Genomic DNA, 19,236 nt, shown 5'->3' with positions numbered 1-19,236 from the left:
TTCTCCCAACCATAGGCTATTTCTGACCCGACGCGACATGGCCCAGCGCCTCGGATAGAACGCCGGCTTCCTGCAACAGCAGCAGACCATAGGCCTCGATCTGCGCTGCATGTAATCGAGCACCAGGACCAAACACGCCAATAGACCCGGCAACCCTGCCTGCCCCGTTGAAAAACGGGGCAGCCACTGCAACCGCACCTTCAATTAACTCATCCTTGCTGATGGCGTAGCCGCGTTTGCGAATTTGCGCGAGTTCAGCGGGATACCTTGTCAAATCGATCTGGGTGCCGACCGCATAGTCCTTCAGATCATTCGCATCATCCACCGCATAAGCCAAGATAGCCCGGCCGCTGGCGCCCAACAAGATCCGTTCTTGATAGCCGGCGCCTCGTTTGAAACTCAACGGTTGGGCACTTGGCATTTCGGCAACGCAAAGACGATAGGCCCCCTGCGGAACAAACAAGGCCACCGTTTCTCCAGTCTGTTCCCAGATTCGGCGCATGACGGGCTGTGCCAAAGCGCTGATGTCCAAGCTGGACGTCCACACATGCGCCAAATGCGCAACGGACGGACCTAGCCGGAATTTTTGCGGCTCTCCGCCCGATATGACGAAGCCGCTTTGCTCCAGGGTGTGCAGCAGACGGTACAGCGTGGGACGACTCAGATCGACGCGCTTGAGCAATTCAGCGACCGACAGTTCGTAGTCGGTGGCTGTGAACGCCATGAGGATCTCTAGCGCGCGATCCACCGCACGGACGCTGTCGTTCATTTTTTCTGGCTGGGCCAATCCAGGTTCCTTCGCATAACAGGCAGAGCCTGCATCGTATCCCCGGCTACACCTGGCAGCGCCAGAAACGACGGGTTTTGTTGCCAAGGCACTTGACATAGCTCAAACTGTCCATACAATGGACATTGTTATTGCCTGATGGACATCAAAAAATAGGCGTTTTTCCTAAGAACGCCCGTGTTTTCAACCGAAGGAGACTGCAGTCATGAACAAGGAAATGTCTGAAACGCTTACCCGTGTGGGTCGTGGCACCCCCATGGGCGACCTGATGCGCCGCTACTGGGTACCGGCCCTGCAATCGAGCGAGATTGCCGACCCTGACGGCCCTCAGGTACGTGTCCAGTTGCTGGGCGAGAAACTGCTGGCTTTCCGCGACAGCGATGGCAAGGCCCGTCTGATCGACGAGTTCTGCTCGCACCGCGGCGTCTCGCTGTATTTCGGCCGCAATGAGGAAAACGGCATCCGCTGCGCCTACCACGGCGTCAAGTTCAACGGCGATGGCAAATGCGTGGACGTCCCGTCGTCGCCACAAGCCTGCGAACGCATGCACATCAAGGCCTATCCGTGCATCGAGCGCGGCGGTATCGTGTGGACTTACATGGGCCCGGCTGACAAGCAGCCGGCACCGCCGGAACTCGAGTGGTGCACGCTACCGGCGGACCATGTGTTCGTCTCCAAGCGACTGCAATATTCGAACTACCTGCAAGCGATGGAGGGCGGCATCGACACCGCGCACGTCTCGTATGTACATAGCTTCGAAGTCGATTCAGACCCGATGCACCAGGGCGTCAAGGCGCTGGACTACATCAAGGCCGATGGGAATGTGGTGTTCGAGATTGAAAAGACGCCTTTCGGCTTGAGCCTGTTTGGCCGCCGCAACGGCGAACCCGACTCCTACTATTGGCGCGTCACCCAGTGGCTGTTCCCTTGGTTCACGCTGATCGCCCCGTTCGGCGAGCACGCGCTGGGCGGCCACGTATGGGTGCCGATCGACGACCACAGCTGCTGGGCCTGGAGCATCAACTGGCAACCCAGCCGCCCGCTGTCGGCCGAGGAACGTGCTGCCATGGAAGCCGGCAAGGGCATCCACGTGGAGTACGAAGCCCCTGGCAGCTTCATCCCCAAGGCCAACCGTGACAACGATTACATGATGGACCGTGTGGCCCAGAAGGAAAAGCGCTCCTACAGCGGCATTTTCGGCTTCGCCGCACAAGACTACTCGCTGCAAGAAAGCATGGGCTCGATCCAGAATCACGAAGCCGAGCAGTTACTGCCGACAGACAAAGCCATCGTGATGGCGCGACGCATGCTGAACGAAGCGGCACTCGGCCTGAAAGAGGGGCAAGAGCCACCCGCGCTTGATGCCAGCCAGCAGCGAGTGCGCCCTGCGGGCGTATTGCTCCCCAAAGACCAGGATCCGGTCGAATGGGCGAGCGAAAACCTCGCCGACAGCATCAACAAGCCGGTCTTCAGCCTCTGATGCCGGACAAATCCCCATAATGAAGGAGACAGCATGGATTATCTGAAGCGGAACATGGCTGTGGCTATGGTTGCCATTTGCGCATCATTCGCGACGTGGGCACAAGGCCCTGGCAGCGATTGGGCGCCCAGCAAGCCGGTGCGCATCGTTGTACCCATCACCGGCAGTACCAACGACGTGCTGGCACGGCTGATCGCCCCCAGACTGCAGGAGGCTCTGGGACAGCCGGTTGTGGTGGACAACAAGCCCGGCGCAGGCGGCAACATCGGCGCGAATGAGGTGGCAAGGTCGGCACCTGACGGGCACACACTGCTGGTAGGTTACAACGGCCCTCTGGCAATCAATGTCAGCTTGTTCGACAAGATGCCTTATGACCCGACCAAGGACCTCGCACCGATCACACTGGCAGTGAAATCGCCGCAGTACCTGGTGGTCAATCCCGCGACCGGCATCACCAGCGTCAAAGATCTGGTGACCAAGGCCAAGGCCGCGCCGACCAAATACTCGTATGGATCGGTCGCGCTGGGTAGCGCCTCTCACTTGACAATGGAAATGTTCAAGTCAGCTGCTGGCTTCCACATGACCCACATCCCCTACCGGGGCGCGGGTCCGGCTGTAACCGACCTGATCGCCGGCAATATCCAGGCAGGCTTCTTTGTGCCGGGCAATGTGCAGCAGTTCGTCAAGGAAGGGCGTCTGCGCTTGCTGGCCAGTTCCGGCGGCAAGCGTTTTGCCAGCACACCGGAGATTCCGACGCTGATTGAATCGGGCTACAAGGATTTTGAGGCGACATCCTGGATCGGCTTTCTGGCACCGGGGGGTACACCGGCACCCATTATCGAACGCTATCACCGGGAGATCGTCAACATTCTCAACTCGCCCGACATTCGGAAACGGCTGGTCGAAATGGAGTTCGAGATCGTGGCCTCCAATCCGAAACAATTCAGCGACTGGATCCGTATCGAGATCAAGCGCTGGGGCAAAGTCATCAAAGACACTGGCGCAAAGGCGGAATGAGCATGAGGCAAGCACGTTTGGGTGGCAAGACCGCCCTGATTACCGGTGGAGGTGCAGGCATTGGAGCAGCGGCTGCCAAGTGTTTCGCTCAGGAGGGTGCATCCGTTCTCCTGGTCGACGCCAACGCCGAGGCCCTGCAGCGAACCTGCGAGGCTCTCCGCCAAGCTGTACCGCAGGCACGCGTGACCAGCGTCACGGCGGATGTCTCTGACGCGGAGGCGGCACTTGCCGCCGTGCAGTCAGCTGTGGCGCAGTTTGAGAGCTTGGACATTCTTGTGAACAACGCTGCCATGCGCAACTACAGTGCCGCAGCGGAAGTTACGCCCGCCGAATGGCAGGCGATGGTCGGCGTCAACCTGGTGGGCATTTCCAACTACTGCAGGGCTGCACTGCCGTACCTGCGGGCCTCAGGGGCTGGCAGCATCGTCAACGTTTCCTCGTGTTATGCCGTAACGGGCCGCAAAGGCATGGCTTTGTACGACGCGACCAAGGCTGCGCAGCTGGCCTACACCCGAACGCTGGCCTTCGAAGAGGCTCCGTATCGCGTCCGTGCCAATGCGGTATGCCCGGGCTCGACGCTGACCGATTTTCACGTTGGACGTGCGCAGCAGGCAGGCAAGTCCGTGGAGCAGCTCCGGACAGAACGGAAAGACACTTCGCTGATCGGCCGATGGGCGAGCCCTGAGGAAGTTGCATGGCCCATTCTCTGGCTGGCATCCAGCGAGGCATCTTTCATCACCGGGACCACGCTGATGGTCGACGGTGGCCTTCACATCATGTAATCCGATGGGGTCTTGCCGGCCCCATCTTTGTGGTGCGCGCTTGTCATGTCCTCAAACCTCCTCCAAGCACTTGTCTTCAATATTCGCTATGAAGCCCGCGACATCGTCAGCGTCGAGCTTCGACCAGTCTCGCCAGAAGTCGCGTTTCCAAATGTGGAGGCTGGCGCCCACATCGATCTTCATCTGGGCACCGGACTGGTAAGAAGCTACTCCCTGACCAACACCGGCGAGTCCAGTCGGTACGTGGTGACTGTTCTCAGAGATCGAGCAAGCCGAGGTGGATCGCGCTATGTGCATCAGCAGCTGCGAGTTGGACAAGTTATTACGACTAGCGTTCCTCGGAACCACTTTCGCCTCCATGAAGAGGCAAGGTTGAGTGTTCTACTGGCGGGAGGCATTGGTATCACCCCCCTTGTTGCCATGCTGAAACATCTTTCAGCACTGGGACGGCAAGCCCATCTGATTTACTGCGCACGTAGTCACCAGGATGCCGCATTTGTGGCCGAGATCAAGGAACTGGTCGCTAACAGCAAGAAAAATTGCATCACCGCATATTTTCATTTCGATGATGAGCAGGGTGCTCCACCAGACATGACTCGCCTGCTCAGCGGCTTTCCAAGGGAGACCCACTTTTACAGTTGCGGGCCAGGGCGGATGTTGGAGGCCTATGAGAAGGCATGCACCCAGCTAGGCTACAAAAACGTTCACATGGAACGCTTTGCCGCTACCGCCCTGCCAGAGGGCCATGCTGTCGCCCTGGAAGGATACGAAGTGGAATTGCGGAGATCCAAAAAGACCATTCACGTGTCACCAGGAACGACCTTGCTTGACGCGCTGTTGACCGCCGGGTGCGCGGTTGAGTCCAGCTGCCGGGAAGGGCTGTGCGGCGCCTGCGAAACGCGAGTCTTGTCAGGCGAAGTTGAACATCGAGACAGCATCTTGACCAAGGAAGAACGCGCAGCTAACAAATCGATGATGCTCTGTGTTTCAGGTTGTCGATCGGGGACATTGGTACTGGATGCGTAAAGTAGCCTGGATCTGGGGAACTTCGATGTCTCCTAATGAAGGAATGCTCAGATTCGGATCCGCCAGCGCGTTTGTTGGCAGGGCTGGCGCCCGGGGCCAAGCATAGCCCCGTAGCCTCAGGTCAACCTTGCGCGTACCCATGTCTGGCTGCGCAGCATGGCTGGCAGCAATTGCTCTGCCATTTCACTGGCGGTCATACGATCGGCGCGGCTGGAAAGACTGAGAGCGCCAACAACCAGCCCCCCCATGTTGTACAGCGGGACCGCGATCGACCTGACCCCGATTTCAATTTCCTCGTTGCTAAGTGCGTACCCATCGTCGGCACAGGCCTTGAGGATTTTGCGCAGACGAATCGGGTCCGTAAGAGTGTGCGGTGTCAGTCTGTTCAGTGGCATCGCATTGAAGAGAGCCTCAAACTCCGCTGCAGGACGCGAGCTTAGCAGCACACGGCCGGTGGCCGAGCAGTGCAGAGGAAGGCGCGACCCGACGCCCAGACCGACAGTCAAGCTTTTACGGGCTGTCGATCGCGCTGCGACCATGACTTCCGTCCCGTGCAAAACGGCCACGGATGCCGACTCGCGTGTGCGTTCGCTCAGAGCGTCCAACGTGGGTTGCAGCAGGCGCGGCAGCCGCGTGGATGCAGCGTAGGCGTAGGACAGCCGCAGTATTCCGTGGTTCAGCCAGAAGCGCTTGCCGTCCGTCTCAGCGTAGCCGCCATGACACAGCGTCAGCAGGCAACGCCGGGCTGCAGCAGGACTGATGCCGACCCGTCGCGCTGCCTCGGAGGAGGTCAGTCGGGCGTGTACGTCATCGAAGGCTTCTATCAGACGCAAGCCTTTGGCCAGACCTGCAATCAAGTCCTTGTCGCTAACAGATGGATTCAGAGAATTCGTTTCCATGACCTGGATTTTGCATTGACGGGAGTCAAAAGAATTTCACTGATTTTGCGATATCCGCAAATTTGACTTTGTCAAACCTAGGTCGAAACCACACACTTCTGCCTGTTTTTCGCCATCCGTCTGGTTCATCCGGACTATCACTACCCGAGGAGAAGCCACTTGAGAAAATTGATGATCTGGCTGTGTGCTGCGTTCGCCTGGACCAGCCTGCACGCTGCCGACTTACAGAACAAACCGATTCGCCTGATCGTTCCCTTTCCTGCTGGTGGCACGGCTGATGTGCTGCCGCGCATCCTGTCCGAAAAGATCCGCCATCGCTTTCCGGCCGGCGTGATCGTCGAGAACAAGCCGGGTGCTGGCGGCAACATCGGCGCCGATTTGGTGGCCAAATCCGAGCCAGACGGCCACACCTTGTTGGTTTCGCCGCCCGGCCCCATCGCCATCAACCAGAGCCTCTATCCCAAACTGCCCTACGACGCCAGCAAATGGGTGCCCGTGACCGTACTGGCAGCCGTGCCCAACGTGCTGGCCGTCAGCAATCAGTTGCCGGTGAAGAATGTGCAGGAGCTCATCGCCTACCTCAAGGCCAATCCAGGCAAGGTGTCGTACGCCTCGCAGGGTAATGGCTCGACTTCGCATCTGACGGCCAATCTATTCCAGTTGCTCACCGACACGCAGATGACCCACGTTCCCTACAAGGGAACGGCACCGGCGCTGACGGATCTTGCCGGCGGGCAAGTCGATGTCTTCTTTGACAACCTCGGCTCTTCAGGATCGCTGCACAAAGCCGGCAAGATTCGCATCTTCGCTGTGGCTGACAGCAAACGCGCGCCAACGATCAAGGAAGTACCTTCGTTCACCGAAGCTGGTCTGCCTGGCATGCAGGCTGTGACCTGGTTCGCAGTTGTCGCACCACCTGGCACACCGGCTGCCGCGGTGAAATCCCTCAACAGCGCGCTAGTCGAGGCGCTCAAGCAACCCGATGTCCAGTCGCGCTTCGCCGAGCTAGGTGCCGAAGTCATCGGCAACACGCCAGAACAAATGGGCCGTTTCATGCGCAGCGAAGCCGAACGTTGGGCCACCGTCGTCAAGAAGGCGAACGTCACAGTCGACTGATCGACACAAAGATTCTCCAACACAAGGAAAACACCATGAGCCAGACTCACCCTATCCAGTGGGTGCGGGGGCAGCACACCCGCGTGCCCTACGCTGTTTACCAAAACCAGGACGTCCTTGAGCAAGAGCAAAAGCGTGTCTACGAAGGACCGGCCTGGAACTACCTTTGCCTGGAAGCTGAACTGCCGGAACCAGGCAGCTATCGCACGACTTTCGCCGGACGTGCCCCTATCGTCGTGGCGCGCGATAACGACGGCGAGATCTACGCTTTCGAAAACCGCTGCAGCCACCGCGGTGCACTGATTTGCCTGGAAAAAGCCGGTACGGCCAAAGACTTTCAGTGCGTCTACCACGCTTGGACCTACGACCTGCAGGGCACGCTCAAGGGCGTGGCTTTCGAGGCTGGCCTCAATGGCGCCGGTGGCATGCCAGCCAGCTTCTGCAAGGAAGATCATTCGCCGCGCAAGCTGCGCATCGCCACCTTCTGTGGACTGGTGTTCGGCAGCTTCAGCGACGAGGTGGACGACATCGAAGACTACCTTGGCCCCGAGATCTGCGCACGCATTGAGCGCGTACTGCACAAGCCTGTGGAGGTCATCGGTCGCTTCACCCAGGCACTGCCGAACAACTGGAAACTCTACTTCGAGAACGTCAAGGACAGCTACCACGCTAGCCTGTTGCACCTCTTTTTCACCACCTTCCGTCTCAACCGCCTGTCGCAACGCGGTGCGGTGATAGTCAGCGAGTCGGGCGGCCATCATGTCAGCTATTCGATGGTGGACGCACCGCAAGCAGAAGCCGGCAAACAATATCAGGAGCAAGGCCTGCGTTCCGACCAGGAAGGCTACAAGCTGGCCGACCCGACGCTGCTGGCGGGCTTCAAGGAGTTCGAGGACGGCATCACGCTGCAGATCCTGTCTGTCTTTCCCGGCTTCGTGTTGCAGCAGATCCAGAACTGCCTGGCAATCCGCCAGGTGCTACCGCGCGGCGTGGACAAGACCGACCTGAACTGGACCTACCTCGGCTATGCCGACGACACCCCCGAACAGCGCAATGTGCGCCTCAAGCAGGCCAACCTGATCGGCCCAGCTGGCTTTGTCTCTATGGAGGACGGTGCGGTCGGCGGCTTTGTTCAGCGCGGCATCGCTGCAGCCGGTGAAGGCCAGGCGGTGATCGAAATGGGCGGGGATAGCACCTCGTCCAGCCCCTCACGCGTGACAGAAGCCTCCGTACGAGGCTTCTGGAAACTCTACCGCCGCCTCATGGACATCTAGGAGCACAGACTGATGGAAACCGTTTCCTTACGAGAAAAGATCGCAGCTTTTCAGGCCGCATACATCCGCTGCATCGACAACAACGAGCTGGAAAACTGGCCGGATTTCTTCGTGGCGCAATGCCGGTACACCGTGACCACGGCCGACAATCACCGCGATGGTCTGGCCGCCGGCCTGATCTGGGCCAGCAACCGGGCCATGTTGGAAGATCGCATCTCCGCCCTGCGCCATGCCAACGTCTACGAGAAGCACAGCTACCGACACATCGTCGGCCAACCCTTCATCACGGCCAGCCAGGCGCAGAAGACCGGTGCCGAGACGCCTTTCATGGTGGCACGCATCATGCACGACGGCGAAACCAGCCTCTACTGCACAGGTGTCTACCACGATGTGTACGACACGAGCACTGACAAATTGCGTCTGGAAAGCCGCATCGTAGTGTGCGACAGCAGCCGTATCGACACTTTGCTGGCCGTGCCGCTGTGATTCGAAAGGCTGCCCGCATTGCCTTGCCCGTCGGCGATCCGAACGGCATCGGGCCGGAGATTGCCCTTAAGACCGTTGCCGCCTATGCCGGACGCAGTGACGTGCAGATCACTCTGTTTGGCCCTCAAGTGGTACTACAGCGCACGGCCGTCCAACTGGGCCTCGCGGCCCTGCTGGACGCTAATGCTGTCGTTTTGACAGAGGTTGGAGTCAACAACGCTTTCGTCCCGGGGCAGGTATGTGCCGAAGCCGGCGCCGCCATGATCGCCGCCGCTACTGTTGCCATCAAAGCGACGCGGCACGGCGAGTTCGACGCTGTGGTCGCCGCTCCGCACCACGAGACCGCAGTGCATCTAGCCGGCATCGCATTTTCGGGCTATCCCTCGCTCGTCGCGCGCGTCTGTGGTCAGCCGGAAGACAGCGTATTCTTGTTGTTGGTCGGGGGCGGGCTGCACATCGTGCATGCCACCCTGCACGAGAGTGTGCAGCACGCTCTGGACCGACTCAGTCCCGAGCTGGTCGAACAGGCTACGCTGGCTGGCGTGCGTGCCATGCAGCGCCTGGGCATATCCACACCGCGCATTGGCCTGTTTGGCATCAATCCACATGCCGGGGAGAATGGTTTGTTCGGTGATGCCGACGAACACATCACCCGTCCCGCTGCCGAGCGGTTGCGTGCGGCCGGTCTACAAGTTGACGGCCCAGTTGGTGCCGATGCCTTGCTGGCAGACCGTCGCCATGACCTGTACGTTGCCATGCTGCACGACCAAGGCCATATCCCGGTCAAGCTGCTAAGTCCCAAGCAGGCCAGCGCCCTGTCCATAGGCGCCGATGTGATCCTCTCCAGCGTAGGCCATGGCTGCGCCATGGACATCGCTGGGCAAGGCATCGCCGACGCCAGGGCCATGATCAATACCGTCGCGCGGCTCGCTGCTGTACCGGTACCTCTCTGAATATCTCAATGACCCATCAGATCAAGATCGAAGGCAGCGAAGTCACCTTCTCCTGCGAGCACGGCGAGACGGTGCTCGACGCCGCTGCGCGCAATGGTATCGAACTGCCATACTCCTGCCGAAAAGGTGTTTGCGGTAACTGCCGCGGCGTGGTACTCGAAGGCCAGCTGGTACCTGGCACCGCGGGCGGCAGCGCCGAGGCGGGCATCCACGCGGACAACGAGCACCTTTTCTGCCATGCCCAGGCTGCCAGCGACCTGTTGATCCGCCCTCGGAGTTGGCAGCGCATCGACCCCCATGCCCGCAGGATATTGCCAGCGAAGATCTTTCGTATCACACAGCCTGCCAGCGACGTGACCGTTCTGCAGATGCGTTTTGCAGCCGGCCAGCGGGCCAAGTTTCGGGCCGGTCAGTATCTGCAGGTGATTCTGCCTGACGGCCAACGCAGAGCCTTTTCTATGGCCAACCCGCCGCATGAGAGCGACGGCGTGCAACTGCATATCCGTCATGTGCCGGGTGGCCACTTCAGTGCGGGCATCCTGCCCACGCTCAAAGTAGGCGATTCACTTCCACTCGAGCTACCGCACGGCGATTTCTGGCTACGCGAAGATGACGTACGTCCACTGATCATGGTTGCTGGCGGCACGGGCTTTGCCCCGATCAAATCCATCATCGACCATATGGTGCGATGCAAGATCGATCGCCCGCTGGCGTTGTATTGGGGTTCCCGGCAAGTGGAGGGCCTGTACGCGCCGGAAGTGATTGCAAAATGGCAGAAGATCCTGCCTGGACTGCGCTACACGCCAGTGGTAAGCGATGCCGCTCTTGGCGCATGGTCCGGTCGAACCGGCTTGGTTCACGAGGCCGTGTTGGCCGACCATGCCAATCTGTCTTCTCACGACGTCTACGCTTGTGGCGCACCTGCTATGGTGGCGGCACTTAGACGCGTTTGTGTCGAACAGGGCACTCTTCCAGAGGCAAGGTTCTTCAGCGATTCGTTTGTTGGTCATTCTGCACAATGATTCGCAGTTCAAAAGTCGGAGTTCACGCAGGGATCGAACTCGCTTGAGTTGATTCGCTCTGCGTATGAGGGCTTGGTTAATCCCATTTTCATGAGCCCTAATCGATAGGCCTGAATCAAATCAGGTCGCATCAACGACAGGTTTCGCCGAGAAAGCTCCCGGTTGACCCTGAGTCGACTCGGATACCACCATAACCGTGCCGAAAGTTGATCTGTTTTTAGGGGCAGACTTTCTCTGATGCCGCCTGAGGAGGCTAGGCAGTCATATCTCATTGAATTTATTGGGGAAAGCCGCGCGATGGCTTCGCTGCCCGGGAAATTCGTGGAAGCCAAAACCTGTCACCCGAAAAAGTAGCACAAGCATGCCGAAGCGGCACGCTTATGCTTACAGTGACTCAAGTGTGCCGTTAAGCATTAACTGGCCTGAAATAAAGCATTAATTGGCCAATGGATGGTCGTTCAGGCACTGTCTCTCTCATGATAGCTCGGCGTTTTCCAGTCTAGCGGTGAAGACAAAACCATATCTTGGCCAATCGTTGCCAAGTAAAGCATTTGCTGACCAAAAAAACGCCCTGAAATTTCAGGGCGTTTTTCTTTTTCAAGGCTGGGTGAACGAATTGCTGGTTACGCACTGCCGGAAGTTGACTTTCGAGTGGCATCTTTGAAAGTAGAGCAGACAAGAATGCGTCGAGATGTTCCTTTTCATCGCAGATTGCGATAGCATCATCTGGCGGCCTATGCCGTACGGATGCTATCTAGACTGCTGATGGAGCGCGGCGCCTCCAGGGCCCCATTTTGTGAGAGGACCACAAAATGGAGCCGGGGCAATGCGTCACTTTGTTAATAAGGCAGCGAAGCATCAGCATGCTTCTTTAACTGTTAACTTCAGCGTTGTTGGCAAATCAGGCCTCTTCAAAAGCCTGTCCTGCCGAGCGATTCGCTCACCGTCTTGCTTTGTCGCGGGCGACTTTGGTCGCTTTGACGACACTCAAAACGTCGTCTTTGTTTCCGAGCACAGCCAGACACGCCAGAAGAAAAGCTGCGCTGAAATTGCCGCGATTGATACGGCGATTCAGGACCGGCGCACTCACTCTGAGTCCCTCCTTGCCCAGAGCCTCCGCCAGCTCTCGATAACCCCAGGCACGCTGTGTCATGCCGCGCTTAATCAGCAGCTCGGCCTTCATCCCCCATTCAGCAAGAACTTGCGACTGAGGAGGCACCGGAGGGGCCTTGGTGTCGAGCGAAAGAGGGCGTCCCTTGCCTGTGAGCATCTTCTGCAGTTTGTTCTCCCAGCGAGCGGCCTGTACGAATTAGAGTCAATTTTGACGCATCTCGTCTCAAGCTGTCTATACGTTAGCCCCAACTGCCTGGAGGCAACATTCAATGCTTGAGAAATCCCAGCGGGAGCAATTGCTCGACCGACTCGGGCTCCCTATCGCCGGTCGTCGCCTGGTCCTGGATGCGACAAGGAACGCACCGGTGCGCCAAGTTCGCTCAAAGGGCGGCGGCAATGTCATCACGCCCTTTCAAAGTCGAAAGATGCAGCGGACGGTGGAGACCGAAAGCCGTCACTTTGAATTTCCGGCGGCGGTGAGCCACGAATACGACCCCGATGTCCTGGAGTATTACCCCCAGCCGTGCCGGCTGAAATTCGAAGTCATTGACGGTGACGGCGAAATCCACACGATTGACCATACACCGGACTTCTTGGTCATCGGTGAGCGTTCTGTCGTCCTGGAAGAGCGCAAGCCGTGGAGCAAACTGCAAAGCCTGGCATCCCGCAATCCCTGGCGTTACCAGCTAGACGCCGATGGCCATTGGCGCGCACCGCTCATCGAGCAATGGCTGGCTGAGCGAGGCATTGAATACCGCATCCGCACCGAACGCGATGTTCCACAACGTCGGGTAGAGAACATCCTTCTGCTGGAAGACTATCTGGACCCGGCCGCCCCGCCGTGCCCGGTTGACGTCGAGCAGGGGGTTCTCAACGCCCTGAACGAAGACGCCGTACTCTATCTGGCGGAGGTGTACGAAAAACTCAACTGCGGACCCGATGAAGTCTTCAAGCTGATTGCAGACGGCTTGCTGATTTCCGACATTGATGTCGCGCCCCTCGAGGAGCCTCATCGCTTCCGCGTGTACCGTGATACCGCCGTACGGGAGTTTGAGTTCGCGCGCCTGCGCCCTGTACCCAAGTCCGTTGCCGGAGTTGTCGACATTCGCATCGGCTCTCGCATTACATACGACCAGCAGCCGTACACCGTCATGGTGGTTGGGTCCAGTAAGGCCGTCCTGCAGTCGGATGACAACAGAACCGTAGAGATTGCCATCAGCGCACTGGAGCAACTCGCTCTGAACCAAGACCTGACAGCTGCATCCGACAGCGTGAGTATGGCCGAACCCTTTCGGCTGGCGGATGTCACCGAGGACGAGCTGAAGCTGGCCCTTCGGCGCATGAAAGACCTGGAAAACGTCGCGGCCCCAAATCGAACGCAACGACGTCATCTCAAGGCTCTGGCTATCGCCAGGCTGACGGGAACCGACGAACTTGTCGCCTTAGTTCCACGCATTCGCCAACGTGGCAACCGTCAACCTCGCCTTAGCGAGGCGCAGGAGGCCGCGATGCAGGACGTCATACGAGAGCACCACCTGACGTCCATCGCGCCCAACGCAAAGCATGTCGACGCTCAACTCGCGAGGGTGTGCGTCGAACGGGGCATAGACAAGCCTTCTTACCCGACCCTGCTGGCCAGAATCAAGGCAATCCCTCAGCAGACTGCTGACCGGTCTCGCCACGGCAACCGGGTTGCCTACCAAAACTCTGAGTTTGTGTTGGTCTTGTATGCCGATACGCCTGTCCACGGCTCCCGCTTTCTGCAATACGTGCATATGGACCACACGGAGTTGGACATTGAGCTCGTCTCCCTGAGAACCGGAAAGTGTCTGGGGCGCCCCTGGTTGTCCCTGGCCATTGATGCGTACACACGTCGCATCGTGGGCATTTACCTCAGCTTCGACTCGCCTTCATACCGCTCGAACATGATGCTGCTGCGCGATATGGTGAGACGGTATCGGCGCCTTCCGCAGTTCATCGTTGTGGACAACGGCCCCGATTTCCGCAGCCACGACTTTGACCGCTTCACAGAACTGATGGGCATTCATGTGCGCTATCGACCCGCTGGCCGTCCGCGCCACGGGGCAGTCATGGAGCGCATTTTCGGACACGCTCATACCAGCTACGTGCACAACTTGGCGGGTAATACCAAGGCAACCAAGAAAGTCCGTCAAACCACGGGCAAGTTCCTGCCGTCTCGGCTTGCGGAATGGTGCCTCGAATACCTCTATTACGGGCTTGAGTACTGGGCCTTCGACTACTACGACTCGCTAGACCATCCCACACTGGGCATGTCCCCCCGTCAAGCTTGCGAGCGCAGTCTGGCCAACGCAGGAGTGCGGTCCCACCGCATCGTGACCCTGACCCAGGACTTCCTCATCATGACATGTCCAACGGTTAGCCGTCTTGGTACGCGCAAAGTTGACCGCCAACGTGGCGTCAAGGTTCACAACAACTTCCACTATTGGTGCCCAGAATTTCGCGATGCCAAGCTGCATGGCAAGCGTCTTCCCGTGCGCTACGACCCGTGGGATGCGTCGACCGTCTACATCCAGATTCACAAACGCTGGGTAGCTGCGCACGGCAAGACACTGGTGGGCCTTGGACAGATGACGGAAAAGGAGCGTGAGCTGATAGCCGACGAATTCCGTGGCCGCTTCCGTCTTCACGAGAACGAAGAGGTCAACCCGCAAAAGATGAAGGAATTCCTGCGCTTCTTCACTCCGGAAGGGGCGGCAAAGCTGGCTTTCGAGCGCCAGCAGGAAAACCGCGAGCTATATGGGCGCCTTGGCCTGGGTGCCATCACGCAACCAGTGACATTGCCGCAGCTGGCCCAAGAAGAGCCTAACTACCTCGTCGTCGACATGCCGCCCCAACAACAGGCCGTCAGTGTCGCCACGACGTTGCCGCCCCACCTACCGGAGCCACCGGCTCCCCCCGAATTCGACACCTTTTGAAATTGAACACCTACTATGACCACCAATAACCCTCCAACCATCGCGCACCAGCGCGTTCGACACCCGCGCATTGCTTCGACCATCGACGAGTGCCAGCTGATGCTGAACGCTGCTGGAAGCGCCGACATCCTTCTAGTTTGCGGCCCAACCGGTGTCGGCAAGACAACCCTAGGCCATTTTCTGGTCGAGCAAGAATTGAAGCATCAGTCCGAGGCCATGGCGACCAGGCCTGACCACATACCCGCCATCCGGGTAGAGGCGCCATCCTCCGGCGAAAAGGAGTTCTCATGGCGCCTGTTTTACCAACGTATCCTGCACGCCTTGGAAGGAGAACTGGATGCTCCTCGAAGCGCATATGGCGTTGACCCCGAGACCGGCCGTGTCGTGCGTCCGCTTGGCGCTCAGACAAACCGACTGTCTGGCCTCCGAACGGCCGTAGAACGGTCATTGCGACAGCGGGGGACTCGCTTCATCGTCGTTGACGAAGCCGCCCACATGATGCGGCAGTGTCACCCGGACCGGCTCGAACAGCAGCTCAACACCCTGAAGTCTCTGTCCAACGAGTATGGCGTCCAATGGATTTTGCTGGGCTCGTACGATTTGTTCGAGCTGGTATCGCTGAGTGGCCAGTTGGCAAGGCGAACCCACGTGATTCACTTTGGGCGTTACCGCGAGGACCTTGCTTCGGACTTCCAGGCGTTTCGTGGGTGCCTCAAGCACCTTGCGGCTGCAATTCCAACCTTGGCTGGCGTGGACTTGCTGCGGTATTCGGAGGTGTTTGTTCAAAACGCTCTAGGCTGTGTCGGCACGTTGCGCACCTTGCTCACCCGACTGGGACTGCTGGTCGAGGAGCATGGATTCTCGGAGGACGTTCTGCGCCGTGCACTCCTGACTGAGGCTCAGGTCACGCAAATCCTGCGTGAAATCGTCGAGGGCGAAGAACGTATTGCCCCGGGCTTGAATCGCCGTCTGCTGATTCCGAAAGCTGAACTGAACCGGAAGGCTGCATGATGCAAGGCACCCAGACTCCTCGGTCGACTTTGCACGCGCTGGCTCCTCAGGGGATGGATAGCCCTGAGGTGGAAAGCCTGACCAGCTATTTCTGCCGGCTTTCGTATTCCCATGGAATGACGGCCCAGAAGCTTGCGGACTGGGTCTTGGCCCATTTTGAGCGCTCCGTCAGCGAAAAATATGCTTGGTATCAGCGCAACTTGTCCAGCATGTCGGTGCAAAGCGAAGAGTGGGCGGCGTGGCTGTCAGAGTTGACCGGGGTGGCCTGTCTTGACCAGCTGACCCTTGCGCCCTGGCGCCATTTGCTGGGGATGCCTGGACTCGCCCCCAAGTCGGACCGCTGGTGCCCTTGTTGTCTAGCTGAAGACAAGCGCCAGGGGAGGGAGCCATACTTTCGTCTGGCATGGGAAGTGGCGCCATCAGACGCATGCGTGCGTCACAAAGTCCAGCTGACATCGACGTGTCCGCATTGCCAGCGCAGCAATGTGCGCAATCGCGCTTCAGTCGTAGTACCAGGGTATTGCACAGCTTGCGGGGGATTCCTGGGCGACGGGGGCGCTGAGCCGGCGACCCCGGAATCCATGTGGATTTCGCGTCAAGTTGGCAGTATGTTGGCCAAACGCCCACGAGTGGCCAGCGAAGGTGTCGTACCTCTGCTGGAGACGGTCATTGAGCGAATGGCCGACGGCAATATTTCTACGTTCGCCAGCCGTTATGGCTTCTCCAAGAGCGGGGTCTGGCATTGGGTGCGCAAGGGCGGTCTGCCGACTATCAGAGGCTGGCTCACCATCGCCCTCAACGGCGGGATAGGCGTGAATCAGCTGTTCGCGGGCGAGGTTGAGGCATGGGTCTTCCCGGAGGAACCGGCGCAGTTGGCGTTTCCGTTGGCCCCGTCGCCACGCGCCGGCATCCAATCTCGTGAACTGGATTGGGACGAAATTCGTGCCGAATTGCAGGCCATTTTGGAATTGCCAATTCCAATCTCGATTAATGAGGCCTGTGAACGGGTCGGTGTTGGGCGCAAGCATCTGTACCTGCGGGTCAACACGTTAGCCAGGGCCATAACCGACCGGCACTCCCGGTATCGCACTTCGATGCGTCAACAGCGGGAGGCAGATTTCCAGGCCCAGATTGGCGAAATGCTGGATACGCGGCTGGCAGCTGGACTCGAAGGGATGAGTGCACGAGACGTATGGGAGGCACTGGATGTCGATGCGCAATCAGTTTCTGGCATTTTTGGTCACATCAGTCAGGTACTTGCACGTCATCAAAAATAGGCACAGTGCGTGATGACTGCGCTTCACCAGGCAACCATACAGGCTGGCTGTTGCCAGTCCAGCTGCAGTCGGTAATGTACGGCGTTCCATCTGCGTACCACTTTCATAAAAAGGGGCCTTGCCTCTTGAAGAAGAGGTGCGGGCAGAGGTCAACCGATGTTCACGTAAAAATCCTACAGAGTTTCTCGTTCTTTGAACAGTTCCGAAACAGGCCCTTCTGCGCTATAGGGCATGCTTGAAAGCGCCAAAGTTAAGTTCTCGACTAAGACCGACGCTTAACTATTTCAGCGTCATGTAGCGCCGAATGGCCTCTTTTGGAACTTCACAGGGAAATCAAAAAGCAGTAGCGTCAAAGCTCGATTGACGAGCATGCGAGGAGGTCACGATATGACGGCGGAGAGTGATGTCCCAGAGAATTTCCCGCGAGATTATTTTCTTGGCGGCGTATCAGGGTTTCAGACCAAGTTGTTGGCTCGGGAGATTGATGGACGCTTCGTTGCTGGGCCCACGCTAGACGAAGTTAGGGAGCGTTGGAGCTGGGTAGAGGAGAAGGCGCAGCAACTGGCAGAGGACACTCTAGTAGGCATGCGGATTGGGGAGATTCGCTTCCTGATGGGGCACTACCATGCCTTGGAGCGTGGAATTCTGGCGGCTGGATGGGATATCACCCCGAAGGAGCGAGCTTGGTTGATTGAGCGCGTCAGCCAGCTTGTGGATGCGCAAGCTGACGGTGCCGGTGAATGAGCTCAGCTCTCTCGAGTCCCTATGACAGGGCCGTAGACAAAACCCTTGGAAGGGTGAGGAACCATCAAGCTCGCGCGGACAGCTTGCACCGGAGCATGAACACCGTCAAAGCAGAAACGCCCTCGCAAGGAGGATTTTTTCTGGAGCACCTTTCGGGTACGTCAATTAATCGCGCCGAGCCGAGTCCCAGTCGCAGTCCAAGTAATGTTGGCGTTACCTGTAACTGCAGCACCCCCCGAACCGCCAGCCTTCCCGTAAGGCACGCTTCCGCCAGCTGCAGCGCCATCGTCGGTTCCACCCGCAACGCCAGCCTGCCCTAGAGCTCCACCCGCAGAACCCCGTCCTGCGGAAAAGAATTGACCGGCACCTGGCGCCGTTTTTGTACCCACCTGATACCCCGCGCCTCCAAAAAATCCTTGACCGCCCCCGCCGTAGCCGTAGGAGCCGCCGCCCCCACCACCGCCGCCGCCGCCAATCGTTCCATTGTTTGTGATTGAAATGGTAGCTCGCGCAATAAGTGCCGGCCCCCCTGGCGCGCCAGCAACCCCCGCCGCGCCACCTGCGCCGCCTGTGCCCGCGATGTAGCCATTGTTGATAACTTTGAGGATTGAGCCACTCGGGTAGCCATTGCCGGTGTCAAAGGAGTAGTTTGCTGTTGAACTAGAGCCAACGTAAACGCCGGAATTGATGGTGATGGTGGCTTGAAGTGGTACAACCTGGTCCCACCCGTCTGAAATAGCTGCACTGCGGACGTTGTAGTTTTGCGTGTCGGCTGCAATAGTTGGCGCGAAAACGTAGATAGCGGGGGAGCCCTTGCCGGTGAGAGCCAACGAGGCCGATACATCTGAAGCTGTAACCGTTAGCGCGCCAGCCTGCGCGAAGCCGGCCATAGCTAGCGCCCCGTAGAGCAGGACCGATTTGAGACTACGCCGAAGCGATGCATCCGCAGCAAAACCGGGACGGTAAGCGAGGATAGGTGCGGCAGCAAGACGGGATACGCGAAATTTCACCATGGGTGTTCTCAAAAAAGTCTATTGATATGTAGCGCGACGGGGCACCAGGGCACGGCGCGCGATGGTCGTTTTATGTATAGCGTCGCGCGCCACCCATAAATCAAAAAAATCGCATCGAGTGCCCATAAAGGCCGAGCAGAAAGCCCGATGAGCTCGAGGGACAGTTTCAAAAGTCCAAGCCATTCAGGTAGATTTGCCGATATTGGGCTGCTGCCGGTTCCGTGGACACCCACCTAAGCTTCTGAAGCTTTCTCGAAGTCTATCGGACTGACGTAACCG

17 protein-coding genes are annotated in these 19,236 nt (G+C 58.6%); 13 read left to right on the top strand and 4 right to left on the bottom strand.

Features of this window, described 5'->3' with window-relative positions:
- Positions 1–16: 16 nt before the first annotated feature.
- Entirely contained in the window at positions 17–769 is a 753-nt protein-coding gene (locus tag AC1RRP_RS17995; RefSeq protein ID WP_493038632.1) for an IclR family transcriptional regulator, read from the bottom strand.
- A gap of 223 nt (positions 770–992) precedes the next feature.
- Between AC1RRP_RS17995 and AC1RRP_RS17990 the strand changes: the two genes are divergently transcribed.
- The 4 genes from AC1RRP_RS17990 to AC1RRP_RS17975 are packed head-to-tail and all read left to right on the top strand — an operon-like array spanning position 993 to position 5,092.
- Positions 993–2,267 (top strand): Rieske 2Fe-2S domain-containing protein, encoded by a 1,275-nt coding sequence (locus AC1RRP_RS17990; protein ID WP_493038630.1) that lies wholly within the window; start codon positions 993–995, stop codon positions 2,265–2,267.
- A 33-nt stretch (positions 2,268–2,300) separates the two neighbouring features.
- A complete protein-coding gene (locus tag AC1RRP_RS17985) occupies positions 2,301–3,284 on the top strand; it encodes a Bug family tripartite tricarboxylate transporter substrate binding protein (protein WP_493038628.1) in 984 nt (327 codons plus the stop codon).
- Between the two features lie 2 nt (positions 3,285–3,286).
- Complete coding sequence (locus tag AC1RRP_RS17980; protein WP_493038815.1) at positions 3,287–4,066, top strand: SDR family NAD(P)-dependent oxidoreductase; 780 nt, start codon at positions 3,287–3,289, stop codon at positions 4,064–4,066.
- Between the two features lie 45 nt (positions 4,067–4,111).
- Positions 4,112–5,092 carry a PDR/VanB family oxidoreductase gene (locus AC1RRP_RS17975; RefSeq protein WP_493038626.1) on the top strand — a complete coding sequence of 327 codons (981 nt, stop codon included), beginning with the start codon at positions 4,112–4,114 and terminating at the stop codon, positions 5,090–5,092.
- 116 nt (positions 5,093–5,208) lie between these two features.
- On the opposite strand, the gene AC1RRP_RS17970 is transcribed toward AC1RRP_RS17975, so the two are convergent.
- On the bottom strand, positions 5,209–5,991 hold the full coding sequence (locus AC1RRP_RS17970; RefSeq protein ID WP_493038624.1) for an IclR family transcriptional regulator domain-containing protein: 783 nt from the start codon (positions 5,989–5,991) through the stop codon (positions 5,209–5,211).
- A 159-nt stretch (positions 5,992–6,150) separates the two neighbouring features.
- On the opposite strand from AC1RRP_RS17970, the gene AC1RRP_RS17965 reads away from it, so the two are divergent.
- Genes AC1RRP_RS17965 through AC1RRP_RS17945 form a run of 5 tightly spaced genes read left to right on the top strand, consistent with a single transcriptional unit; the run spans position 6,151 to position 10,842 of the window.
- Positions 6,151–7,107 carry a Bug family tripartite tricarboxylate transporter substrate binding protein gene (locus AC1RRP_RS17965; protein ID WP_493038622.1) on the top strand — a complete coding sequence of 319 codons (957 nt, stop codon included), beginning with the start codon at positions 6,151–6,153 and terminating at the stop codon, positions 7,105–7,107.
- Positions 7,108–7,142: 35 nt separating this feature from the next.
- Positions 7,143–8,381, top strand: coding sequence for an aromatic ring-hydroxylating dioxygenase subunit alpha (locus tag AC1RRP_RS17960; RefSeq protein ID WP_493038620.1), 1,239 nt, complete (start codon positions 7,143–7,145; stop codon positions 8,379–8,381).
- A 12-nt stretch (positions 8,382–8,393) separates the two neighbouring features.
- Complete coding sequence (locus AC1RRP_RS17955) at positions 8,394–8,867, top strand: aromatic-ring-hydroxylating dioxygenase subunit beta (RefSeq protein ID WP_493038618.1); 474 nt, start codon at positions 8,394–8,396, stop codon at positions 8,865–8,867.
- 23 nt (positions 8,868–8,890) lie between these two features.
- Positions 8,891–9,820 (top strand): PdxA family dehydrogenase, encoded by a 930-nt coding sequence (locus AC1RRP_RS17950; protein ID WP_493038616.1) that lies wholly within the window; start codon positions 8,891–8,893, stop codon positions 9,818–9,820.
- An 8-nt stretch (positions 9,821–9,828) separates the two neighbouring features.
- Positions 9,829–10,842: a 2Fe-2S iron-sulfur cluster-binding protein gene (locus AC1RRP_RS17945; RefSeq protein WP_493038614.1), complete on the top strand. Its 1,014-nt coding sequence runs from the start codon at positions 9,829–9,831 to the stop codon at positions 10,840–10,842.
- A 940-nt stretch (positions 10,843–11,782) separates the two neighbouring features.
- Here AC1RRP_RS17945 and AC1RRP_RS17940 read toward each other — a convergent pair.
- A complete protein-coding gene (locus AC1RRP_RS17940; protein ID WP_493038612.1) occupies positions 11,783–12,112 on the bottom strand; it encodes a DUF6471 domain-containing protein in 330 nt (109 codons plus the stop codon).
- 112 nt (positions 12,113–12,224) lie between these two features.
- On the opposite strand from AC1RRP_RS17940, the gene AC1RRP_RS17935 reads away from it, so the two are divergent.
- From AC1RRP_RS17935 to AC1RRP_RS17920, 4 genes are all read left to right on the top strand, one after another.
- Complete coding sequence (locus tag AC1RRP_RS17935; protein ID WP_493038610.1) at positions 12,225–14,912, top strand: TnsB C-terminal domain-containing protein; 2,688 nt, start codon at positions 12,225–12,227, stop codon at positions 14,910–14,912.
- A 15-nt stretch (positions 14,913–14,927) separates the two neighbouring features.
- On the top strand, positions 14,928–15,923 hold the full coding sequence (locus AC1RRP_RS17930) for an ATP-binding protein (RefSeq protein WP_493038608.1): 996 nt from the start codon (positions 14,928–14,930) through the stop codon (positions 15,921–15,923).
- Positions 15,920–17,200, top strand: coding sequence for a TniQ family protein (locus tag AC1RRP_RS17925; RefSeq protein WP_493038606.1), 1,281 nt, complete (start codon positions 15,920–15,922; stop codon positions 17,198–17,200). Before AC1RRP_RS17930 ends, AC1RRP_RS17925 begins: the two co-directional genes overlap by 4 nt.
- 387 nt (positions 17,201–17,587) lie before the next feature.
- Positions 17,588–17,944: a hypothetical protein gene (locus tag AC1RRP_RS17920; protein ID WP_493038604.1), complete on the top strand. Its 357-nt coding sequence runs from the start codon at positions 17,588–17,590 to the stop codon at positions 17,942–17,944.
- A gap of 161 nt (positions 17,945–18,105) precedes the next feature.
- Here AC1RRP_RS17920 and AC1RRP_RS17915 read toward each other — a convergent pair whose 3' ends face one another.
- Positions 18,106–18,957: a hypothetical protein gene (locus tag AC1RRP_RS17915; RefSeq protein WP_493038602.1), complete on the bottom strand. Its 852-nt coding sequence runs from the start codon at positions 18,955–18,957 to the stop codon at positions 18,106–18,108.
- Positions 18,958–19,236 lie beyond the last annotated feature (279 nt).

It is taken from the genome of Hylemonella sp. GW821-FHT12C09 (assembly GCF_058807395.1).
The sequence above is the reverse complement of the archived record's forward strand: the minus strand, read 5'-3'. Positions and strand labels throughout refer to the sequence as shown.